The 9,435-nt window shown below is 67.0% G+C and carries 9 protein-coding genes; 6 read left to right on the top strand and 3 right to left on the bottom strand.

What is annotated here, in order from left to right; genetic code table 11:
- Positions 1 to 388 precede the first annotated feature (388 nt).
- Complete coding sequence (locus XcodCFBP4690_RS19960) at positions 389 to 928, bottom strand: DUF2059 domain-containing protein (protein ID WP_104543787.1); 540 nt, start codon at positions 926 to 928, stop codon at positions 389 to 391.
- A 90-nt stretch (positions 929 to 1,018) separates the two neighbouring features.
- Between XcodCFBP4690_RS19960 and arfB the strand changes: the two genes are divergently transcribed.
- The 6 genes from arfB to lepB all read left to right on the top strand — a co-directional run bounded on the left by arfB (position 1,019) and on the right by lepB (position 7,291).
- Positions 1,019 to 1,450 (top strand): alternative ribosome rescue aminoacyl-tRNA hydrolase ArfB, encoded by a 432-nt coding sequence (gene arfB, locus XcodCFBP4690_RS19955; RefSeq protein ID WP_047694425.1) that lies wholly within the window; start codon positions 1,019 to 1,021, stop codon positions 1,448 to 1,450.
- A gap of 2 nt (positions 1,451 to 1,452) precedes the next feature.
- A complete protein-coding gene (locus XcodCFBP4690_RS19950; RefSeq protein ID WP_104543785.1) occupies positions 1,453 to 2,082 on the top strand; it encodes a lysophosphatidylcholine acyltransferase in 630 nt (209 codons plus the stop codon).
- A gap of 112 nt (positions 2,083 to 2,194) precedes the next feature.
- Entirely contained in the window at positions 2,195 to 2,464 is a 270-nt protein-coding gene (locus XcodCFBP4690_RS19945) for a hypothetical protein (RefSeq protein ID WP_104543783.1), read from the top strand.
- Positions 2,465 to 2,663: 199 nt separating this feature from the next.
- On the top strand, positions 2,664 to 3,674 hold the full coding sequence (locus tag XcodCFBP4690_RS19940) for an isoaspartyl peptidase/L-asparaginase family protein (RefSeq protein ID WP_167394721.1): 1,011 nt from the start codon (positions 2,664 to 2,666) through the stop codon (positions 3,672 to 3,674).
- A gap of 380 nt (positions 3,675 to 4,054) precedes the next feature.
- Positions 4,055 to 6,235, top strand: coding sequence for a peptidyl-dipeptidase Dcp (gene dcp / locus XcodCFBP4690_RS19935; protein WP_104543781.1), 2,181 nt, complete (start codon positions 4,055 to 4,057; stop codon positions 6,233 to 6,235).
- A gap of 426 nt (positions 6,236 to 6,661) precedes the next feature.
- Positions 6,662 to 7,291 (top strand): signal peptidase I, encoded by a 630-nt coding sequence (gene lepB / locus XcodCFBP4690_RS19930; protein WP_104543779.1) that lies wholly within the window; start codon positions 6,662 to 6,664, stop codon positions 7,289 to 7,291.
- A gap of 89 nt (positions 7,292 to 7,380) precedes the next feature.
- Here the strand turns inward: lepB and XcodCFBP4690_RS19925 are convergent, their stop codons facing one another.
- The gene (locus tag XcodCFBP4690_RS19925; RefSeq protein ID WP_104543777.1) at positions 7,381 to 8,310 is read right to left on the bottom strand and encodes an oxidoreductase; all 930 of its coding nucleotides are present in this window, start codon (positions 8,308 to 8,310) and stop codon (positions 7,381 to 7,383) included.
- Complete coding sequence (locus XcodCFBP4690_RS19920; RefSeq protein ID WP_104543775.1) at positions 8,307 to 9,374, bottom strand: MBL fold metallo-hydrolase; 1,068 nt, start codon at positions 9,372 to 9,374, stop codon at positions 8,307 to 8,309. Before XcodCFBP4690_RS19920 ends, XcodCFBP4690_RS19925 begins: the two co-directional genes overlap by 4 nt.
- Positions 9,375 to 9,435: the final 61 nt, after the last annotated feature.

Below are 9,435 nucleotides of genomic sequence, written 5' to 3'. Positions count from 1 at the left end.
CGCGGTCACTCAGACCTGTGGGCTATCGGTCGACCACGCCGGCTCTCGACGCCTAATCTGGCAGATCGCCAAGAGATAAGGGGCTCAAGCACGCGAGCGGGAAAGGGGCTCGGGCGCGCGAGCGGAAGAGGCGCTCGAGCGCGACGCCCAATGCTCGCCTCCCCGTGCTGCTTCCTTCCCCCGCCTGCGGGGGAAGGTGCCCGAAGGGCGGATGGGGGCCGGCTCGTAACAGGCGCTCTCCCGCAAAGAGAAGAACGCACCGTGTTCTTCCGTCACCGAACAGGTAGAGCACTGCCGTCACCAACAAGGCAGTCCAATCCCACATCCACACCCGTCGCAGCGATCACGCGGTTCCCACTCCCCAATCTCGATTCTCCAATCCCGCCCCTCAAGGCTTCTTTGCCGGGGCAGGCGTATTGACGATCTGCTCCAGATCCTTCTGCAGATCGGCAAACAGGGGCAGCATCTTCTGCTGGATGGCACCCATCAGGTTCTGGGTCAGCGCCGGGGTCTTGTCCAGCAGGCTCTGGCTGGCCGAACTCTCGTAGAACTCGGCCATCGCCAGCACGTCCTCGCGCGAAAACGAGCGCTTGTAGATGTCCACGTACATCGGCCGCAGCTCCGACCATGACAGCGCCTTGCGCACGGTCTGGCGGGTGCGCTCCTGGATGCGCTGCAGCTGTGCCTGCTGGGCGGCATCGAGCTGGCGCTGCGCGGTGAGCTGGGCGAACTGCTGCTGCTGCATCGCCTCGATCTGCGGCAGCATGGTGTCCAGCATGGTCTGGGCGCGCGAGGCGGCCAGCAGGCGGTTGACGTCGGCATCGGTGGGCGCCTGCGCCTGCGCGGCCGGGGCGGCCAGGGCCAGCAGGGCGAGCAGCCCCAGGCGGCGCGCAAGGGCGCGTACGGCGGCGAGCGAATCGGGTGTCATCGGAGCATCCTGCAGTGGGAACCGGCCGCAGCATACGGGAAGCCGGCGTTTGCGCGCGCATGCATGCCGCTGCCGATACAATCGGCGCGTATGGCCAGCGACCCGATCCAGATCACCCCCAGCCTGACGATTCCGCCCAGCGAACTCGTCGAACGCTTCGTGCGCGCCAGCGGCGCCGGTGGGCAGAACGTCAACAAGGTCTCCACTGCGGTGGAGCTGCGCTTCGATGTGGCCGGCTCGCCGTCGCTGCCCGAGCCGTTGCGTGCGCGGTTGCTGTCGCGGCGCGACCGCCGCATGACCGCCGAGGGCGTGCTGGTGATCGACGCACAGCGCTTCCGCACCCAAGACCGCAACCGCGACGATGCGCGCGAGCGGCTGGCTGAGATCATCAGTGCGTGCCTGTCGGTGCCCAAGCGCCGGGTCGCCACCAAACCGAGTCATGGTGCCAAGCTGCGGCGGCTGGATGCCAAGCGTGAGCGCAGTCAGATCAAGCGTGGACGCTCGGCGTCCCACTGGGAGTAAGCGTGAGTCAACCCGACCCGTCGTTGCCACCGGTAACACAGGCCAACATCCTGCTGCAGCCATCCCCGCCCAGAATGCCGCGTGCGCACGGCCGCTTCGGCCGCTGGCTGGGCCGCACAGCGCTGCGTCTGACCGGCTGGCGCCTGCTCGGGCGGCTGCCCGACGAGCCCAAGCTGGTGATGATCGTGGCGCCGCATTCGTCCAACTGGGACGGCTTTTTGGGCTTTGCGGCCAAGTTCGCGCTGGGCTTCGAAGTGCGCGTGCTGGGCAAGGCGCAGCTGTTCTGGTGGCCGCTGGGCCCGCTGCTGCGCAAGCTCGGCGGCATTCCGCTGGACCGCAGCTCGCCGCAGGGCACCATCGGCCAGGCGGTGCGGCTGATCCGCAATTCCGAGCAGATGTGGTACGTGATCACCCCCGAAGGTACGCGCAAGCGGGTGGAGCAGTGGAAGGCCGGCTTCTGGAAGATCGCCTCCGACGCGCAGGTGCCGATCCTGCCGGTGTATTTCGACTACCCCAGCAAGACCGTGGGCATCGGCGAGCCGTTCTGGACCGGCACCGACATGGCGGCCGACATCGCCGCCATCCGCACCTGGTACCGCCCGTGGCGCGGCAAGCACCGCGATACGTTGTAGGACGAGTCGCGGCACGTGCGTGTGAGTCCACCCAGTGCCGCGGCTGCTTGGAAACACGATGCGGTGCGCGGCAAGGCAATCAGGCCTGCGAGCACAGGAAGAGAGTGTTCGAATGAACATCACCCTAGAACAGTTGTTCGCATTCGCGTTGTATGAGCTCCGGCGCCTGCTGGCCGGGCACCTCGGAAGCCAGAGTGAATCGCCTCCATCGGTGCGTGCCGCCGCGCACCTGGCGTATGCACTGCACAACGATGCGGAGGCGGTGCTGCAAGGCCGGTCGTTCGATCCCGAGAGTGAGGTCACCAGGCTCGGAGCGGTGGATCGCATGTTGGGGACGAGGTTTCAGCAACGACTGTCCCATGCAATGCGCGATCTTCCCTGAAAGACGCGCAGGCCAGATGTTGTTCATTGGTTGGCTGCTTCAGCTTTTGCGTGATTCGTGCAGCACCCCACTTTGGCGCTGCGGTTACTTGCAACCGAACGTCTCGCTCGAAGCCGAACATGTCCTGCTCGCTTGCGACAGAGAGCAGGCCCGTGCCCGCCCCACCGAGTATCTTGATCACTTGCAAGGAGGAAACACCATGATCAGCTTATCCGTCCGTGCGCTCTGCCTGTCCTTGCTGCTCTGTACCGGCCCGGCGCTCGCAGCCACGCCGATGCTGGTGATCCACGGCGGTGCGGGCGTGGAGAAATCCAGCCTCTCGCCCGACGAACAAGCCCAGGCCCGTGAGGCGATGCAACGCGCGCTGCGCGCCGGGCATGCGGTGCTTGATCGCGGCGGCAGTGCGGTCGATGCAGTGGCCGCCACCATCACCGTGCTGGAGGATGCGCCGCAGTTCAATGCCGGGCGCGGTGCGGTGTTCACTCACGACGGCAAGAACGAGCTGGACGCGGCCATCATGGATGGCGTCAGCGGCAAGGCCGGGGCGATTGCCGGCGTGCACACGGTCAAGAACCCGATCCAGCTGGCGCGCCGCGTGATGGACCGCTCCAGGCACGTGATGCTGGTCGGCGACGGCGCCGAGCAATTCGCGCGCGAGCAGGGCGTCACCCTGGTCGATCCAAGCTATTTTCGCACCGACAAGCGCTGGCAGCAGCTGCAGAAGGCGCTCAAGGCCGAGGCCGGCGACCGCCAGGCGCAGGCCGCGCTGGAGCTGGAGACCGCCAGGCATTTCGGTACCGTCGGCGCGCTGGCGCTGGACCGCGACGGCCATCTGGCCGCCGGCACCTCCACCGGCGGCATGACCAACAAGCGCTACGGCCGCGTCGGCGATGCGCCCATCATCGGCGCCGGCACCTATGCCAATGCGCAGTGCGCCGTCTCCGGCACCGGCTGGGGCGAGTTCTACATCCGCGCGGTGGCGGCCTATGACATCTGCGCGCGCATGAAATACGCCGGGCACTCGTTGCAGCAGGCGGCCGAGGCGGTGATCGACCAGGAAATTCCCAAGGCCGGCGGCGATGGCGGCGCCATTGCGCTGGACGCGCAGGGCAACATCGCGTTTCCGTTCAATACCGAAGGCATGTACCGCGGCTGGATCGGCGCGGACGGCACCCCGCATGTGGCCATCTTCAAGGACGAGGCGCTGTAAGGACGCGCTGCGTGCCGGTGCGGGGCGCTCGCCGCCTGGCAGCATTGGCGCAGCTGGTGCCGACGACCTCCAGCCGGCGGCTGTCTCCAGCCCCCGCCCGCCGGCTGCCTTGCGTGCGCGGCAGCCGCCGCGGACAGCCCCGCCTCGCCTGCAGCCGAACGACCTCGCCCAGCCACTCTGCCCGCAAGTCGCGCACCGCAAGCTCGTCGTAGCTTCCCCGCTCCCGCTCGTGGCTCCACCCTTCTCCCGCCTGCGGGAGAAGGTGCCCGAAGGGCGGATGAGGGCGCCGTTCAGCGGCCCCAGCCAACGGCACATGCCGGAGCCGCGCAAACCCGCTAGCGTGACCGGCTGCCGTACCAACCACTCAGGAATTACACGCCATGTCGCGTACCGTCGTTCTGGCCGCTGCCATCACCCTGGCACTGGCCGCATGTTCTGGAAAAGAGCCGTCCGGTAAGGAGTCCACCCCCGTGTCCGAGAACACCGCCACCCCCGCCGCCGATGCCGCGCCGAACCCGCTGCTGACCGCCAGCACATTACCGTTCCAGGCGCCGCCGTTCGACAAGATCAAGGACGCCGATTACCTGCCGGCCTTCGAGGAGGGCATGCGCCAGCACCTGGCCGACATGCGCAAGATCGCCGACAACAACGAGCCGCCCACCTTCGACAACACCATCGAAGCCATGGAGCGCAGCGGCGAGACGCTCACGCGCGTCTCGCGCATCTTCTTCGGGCTGGTCCAGGCCGATACCAGCGACGCACGCCAGAAGATCCAGGAAGAGATCGCGCCCAAGCTGGCCGCACACCAGGACGAGATCAATCTCGATCCCAAGCTGTTCGCGCGCGTCAAGACGCTCTACGACCAGCGCGATACCTTGAACCTGGAGCCGGAACAAAAGCGCCTGCTCGAGCGCGATTACGAAGAACTGGTGCGCGCCGGTGCGCAACTGTCCGATGCCGACAAGGACAGCCTGCGCAAGCTCAACGTGGAAGAAACCACCCTCTCCACCCAGTTTCACACCCGTCTGGTCGCCGCCTCGGCCGCCGGTGCGGTGGTCGTGGACGACAAGGCCCGGCTCGACGGCCTAAGCGAGGGCGATATCGCCGCCGCCGCCGATGCCGCCAAGGCGCGCAAGCTCGACGGCAAGTATCTGCTCACCCTGCAGAACACCACCCAGCAGCCAGTGCTGGCCTCGCTGAAGGACCGCCAGCTGCGTGCCGAGGTGCTCAAGGCCTCTGAAACCCGCGCCGAAAAGGGCGATGCCAACGACACCCGCCAGACCATCCAGCGCCTGGCCCAGCTGCGCGCGCAAAAGGCCAAGCTGCTGGGCTTCGACAACTACGCCGCCTACAGCCTGGGCGACCAGATGGCCAAGACCCCGGAGGCGGCGCTCAAGCTGCTGACCGACACCGTGCCGGCCGCCACCGCCAAGGCACGCCGCGAAGTGGCCGAGATGCAGAAGGTCATCGACGCGCAGCGTGCTGATGCAAAGACCGGCGATTTCAAGCTCGCCGCCTCCGACTGGGACTTTTACGCCGAGCAGGTGCGCAAGGCCAAGTACGACCTGGACGAATCGCAGATCAAGCCGTACTTCGAACTGGACAACGTGCTGCAGAACGGCGTGTTTTACGCCGCCACGCAGCTGTACGGCATCACCTTCAAACAGCGCACCGACATCCCGACCTACCACGCCGATATGAAGGTGTATGAAGTCTTCGATGCCGACGGCAGCTCGATGGCGCTGTTCTACACCGACTACTTCAAGCGCGACAGCAAGTCCGGTGGCGCCTGGATGGACGTGTTCGTCGAACAGGACGGCCTCACCGGTGCCAAGCCGGTGGTCTACAACGTGTGCAACTTCACCAAGCCGGCCGCTGGCCAGCCGGCGCTACTGAGCTTCGACGACGTCACCACGCTGTTCCACGAGTTCGGCCACGCGCTGCACGGCATGTTCTCCAAGGTGAAGTACCCCTCGATCGCCGGCACCAGCACCTCGCGCGATTTTGTGGAATTCCCCTCGCAGTTCAACGAGCACTGGGCCTCCGATCCTAAGGTCTTCGCCAATTACGCCAAGCATTATCAAACCGGCGCAGCGATGCCGGCCGAGCTGGTGGAAAAAATCAAGAAGGCCAAGACCTTCAACAGCGGCTACGCCACCACCGAATACCTGTCGGCCGCGCTGCTGGATCTGGCCTGGCACACCCAGCCGGCCGACGCACCGCTACAGGACGTCAGCAAGTTCGAGGCCGATGCGCTGAAGCGCTTCAAGGTGGACCTGGCCGAAGTGCCGCCGCGTTACCGCAGCACCTATTTCGACCACATCTGGGGCGGCGGTTACTCGGCCAGTTACTACGCGTACTTCTGGTCGGAAGTGCTCGATGACGATGCGTTCGAGTGGTTCAAGGAAAACGGTGGACTGACCCGCAAGAACGGCGACACCTTCCGCGCCAAGATCCTCTCGCGCGGCAACACCGTCGACCTGGCCACGCTGTACCGCGATTTCCGCGGCAAGGATCCCAGCGTGAAAGCGCTGCTGGAAAACCGTGGCTTGACCGAGTGAGGCACCTGCGTGCACGACGCACGCGGCTGCCAGCGATGAACTAAGACGGGATGGCCTTGCGGCCATCCCGTTTTTCCTTGCGTCGTTGGCAAGGCTCCCAGCGTGAAGACGCTGCTGGAAAACTGTGGATCGACCGAGTAAACGTTGCATTGCTGCGAGGCCGGTCGCATGCACGACCTGTCGCCCGCACACCGGAATGGGATAGCCATGCGCCATCCCGTTTTCGGGTGTGCGGATCGAGCGGGCATGTTGCGGCGATGCCGCCTGCAGACACAACGCAGGCAGCAATCGCCGTGAGCCAGGAAGAGGCAGGTCAGCGACCGATGCCGCCCACGCTGCCATGCCTTTCGTCACTATCGCCGCTTGCCATGCAGGCGCATCGTCGCCTCGAGCCGACGTGGCTCGCTGCCGCCCGACAGGTCTGTCATGCCCTTATCGCATTCCCCTTCCTCCCGTTGGCAGCGCGCTGCCCGCTGGTCGCGCAAGGAGCTATTGCCACTGCTCGTCATGCTGGTGCTGCTGACCGCCGCGCGCTCCTCGTTCGCCAATCACTACCAGGTGCCGACCGGCTCGATGCAGCCGACGCTGCAGCCAGGCGATCGCGTGGTGGTCGACATGCATGCCTATGGCTGGCGGTTGCCGCTGAGCAACCACGTCCTCATCGAGGGCGCACACCCGCAGCGCGGCGAGGTGGCGGTGTTCGATTCGCCACGCGACGGCACCCGCCTGATCAAGCGCGTGGTGGCGGTGGCCGGCGACCGCGTGGATCTGCACGATGGGCATCTGTCGATCAACGGGCAGCCGCTGCAGATCGGCGACGACCCCACGCGCGAACGTTTCGGCACGCGCATGGCGCAGTTGGGCCTGGATGCAGGCGGCGGGCCGGATCTGCAGGATGTGCAGGTGCCGGCGGGCAAGCTGCTGGTGGTGGGCGACCATCGCGGCAACAGCCTGGATGGACGTTACTTCGGGTTCGTCGATGCCGCATCGGTGTATGGCAAGGCGGTGGCGGTGTATTACCGGCGCGGCGACGGGCTGGAGTGGATCCGGCTGTAAGCAGCGCAGCGATGGCCGCGTTTCACCGCGCCGTCCTGCGCATCCATGCCCTGCGCGCAGGGGGGGCGCGCCCACTGCTCCGCCTCAGGTCAGAACATCTCTCCGGTCAGCGTGCATGAGGCTTCCCACAGGCGTGCCGCCACCTCCGGGTCCTGTGCCTGGCGGGCCACGCTGGCCGGGGCCGGGCTGCCCTTGAGCTCGAACAGACCGTCCGGGCCGTAGTAGCCGCCGGCCTGTGCCTGCGGCGCGGTTGCCGCATACAGCGTGGGCAGGGCGCCGGCCGCTGCGCTCTGGCTGATGGCCGGACCCAGCCATCGGGTGAGCAGGTCGATCGCCGTGCGGCGACCTCCAGCCGCCGGCCCATTGGCGATCAAGGCGGTCTGCGCGATGCCCGGATGCGCGGCGACTGCGCGCAGTCCCCAGCCGTGCGCATCGCTGCGCCGCTGCAGTTCGATGCTGAACATCAGCATCGCCAATTTGGACTGGCCGTATGCCTTCCAGGCGCGATAGGGGCGTTCGCCCTGCAGGTCGTCGAAGTCGATGCGCGCCGAGCGATGGGCAATGCTGGACAGGTTCACCGCGCGCGGTGCCGAGGCGGCGCGCAGCAAGGGCAGTAGCCGTGCGGTGAGCGCGAAATGTGCCAGGTAGTTGCTGCCCAGCTGCAGCTCCATTCCGTCGGCGGTGGTGCGCCGCTGCGGCGGCGCCATCACGCCGGCGTTGTTGATCAGCAGGTCCACGCGTGGCTGCTGCGCGCCCAGCCGTTCGGCGAATGCGCGCACCGATGCCAGCTGCGCGAGATCCAGCGCCTCTACACGCACATTGGCATCCGGATACCGGGCAAGCAGCGCCTGCTGCGCCGCCTCGCCCTTGTCGGGATTGCGCGCGGTCAGCACCAGGCTGGCCCCGGCACCGGCCAGGGCCATCGCGGTCTCAAAGCCCAGCCCGCCGGGACTGGCCCCGGTGATCACGGCCACCCGCGCCCGCTGCGGCGGCAGGTCGGCCAGCGTCCAGCCGCTCATTGCGCCAGCGGCTGCGATTCGGGAAGCGTGCGCCACCAGCGCGCGCCGGTGGCCGGCTGGCGCAGATCCACCCGCTCGCCCATCTGCGGGGTAGTCAGCGGCAGGTTTGCCGCTGCTGCCAGCGTCACGATGCGCTCGAACGGGTCGGACCAGACATGCATGGCCAGGTCGAAGGTGCCGTTGTGGATCGGCAGCAGGGTGCGGCCGCCGATATCGATGCATGCCTGCAGGCTCTGCTCCGGCTGCATGTGCACATCCGGCCAGAGTGGGTCGTAGGCGCCGTTTTCGATCAGCGCCACATCGAACGGCCCCAGGCGCTGGCCGATCGCCTTGAAATGCGGGCCGTAACCGCCGTCGCCGCTGAAGAACACGCGCAGGTCGGCATCCTGGATCGCCCACGAGCACCACAGCGTGCGGTCGCGATCGAACAGCCCGCGTCCGGAGAAATGCCGCGACGGTGTGGCGGTGAGCGTAAGGCCATCGACCTGCACCGACTGCCACCAGTCCAGCTGCCGCACCTTGGCCGGATCCACGCCCCAGCGCACCAGCAGATCGCCCACGCCCAGCGGCGCGACGAACACGCCAACGCGGTCGGCCAACGCACGGATGGTGGCGCGGTCCAGGTGGTCGTAATGGTTGTGCGACAGGATCACCCCGGCCAGCGGCGGCAACGCATCCAGTGCGATCGGCGGCGCGTGGAAGCGCTTGGGCCCGGCGAACGCAAACGGCGAGGCGCGCTTGGAAAACACCGGGTCGGTCAGCCACAGGCCGCCACGCAGCTTCATCAACACGGTGGAATGGCCCAGCCGGAACAGGCTGTGATCCGGCGCGGCCTGCAACTGCGCCGCAGTCAACGGCGTAACCGGCAGCGCCTGCGACGGCACCGTGTGGGCCGGCTTGTTGAACAACACCTCCCACAGCAAGCGCAGCCCGCCCAGAACCCCGGGGGTGCTCAGCGAGGTCGGCAGTGTGTTGCGAAAGCGCCCATTGCGAAATTGCGGCGAAGCGGCGTGCGATGCGGCGTGGGGCAGCTGACGGGACTGGGTGAGCACAGCAGGTTCCATCGTTGGGGAGGGGCGAACACGGAAGCTGCAGTGAACTTGCACTACACAGTGTAGTTTTACT

It is taken from the genome of Xanthomonas codiaei, from assembly GCF_002939785.1.
Taxonomy (GTDB): Bacteria; Pseudomonadota; Gammaproteobacteria; order Xanthomonadales; family Xanthomonadaceae; genus Xanthomonas; species Xanthomonas codiaei.
Note: the sequence above shows the minus strand (reverse complement) of the source record. Positions and strands in the feature narration are given on the sequence as shown.

Excerpts from the sequence above, each read along its gene's own strand:
- XcodCFBP4690_RS19960 (WP_104543787.1), bottom strand. The coding sequence starts at position 928 with ATGACACCCGATTCGCTCGCCGCCGTACGCGCCCTTGCGCGCCGCCTG.
- arfB (WP_047694425.1), top strand. The coding sequence starts at position 1,019 with ATGGCCAGCGACCCGATCCAGATCACCCCCAGCCTGACGATTCCGCCC.
- XcodCFBP4690_RS19945 (WP_104543783.1), top strand. The coding sequence starts at position 2,195 with ATGAACATCACCCTAGAACAGTTGTTCGCATTCGCGTTGTATGAGCTC.
- XcodCFBP4690_RS19940 (WP_167394721.1), top strand. The coding sequence starts at position 2,664 with ATGATCAGCTTATCCGTCCGTGCGCTCTGCCTGTCCTTGCTGCTCTGT.
- dcp (WP_104543781.1), top strand. The coding sequence starts at position 4,055 with ATGTCGCGTACCGTCGTTCTGGCCGCTGCCATCACCCTGGCACTGGCC.
- lepB (WP_104543779.1), top strand. The coding sequence starts at position 6,662 with ATGCCCTTATCGCATTCCCCTTCCTCCCGTTGGCAGCGCGCTGCCCGC.
- XcodCFBP4690_RS19925 (WP_104543777.1), bottom strand. The coding sequence starts at position 8,310 with ATGAGCGGCTGGACGCTGGCCGACCTGCCGCCGCAGCGGGCGCGGGTG.
- XcodCFBP4690_RS19920 (WP_104543775.1), bottom strand. The coding sequence starts at position 9,374 with ATGGAACCTGCTGTGCTCACCCAGTCCCGTCAGCTGCCCCACGCCGCA.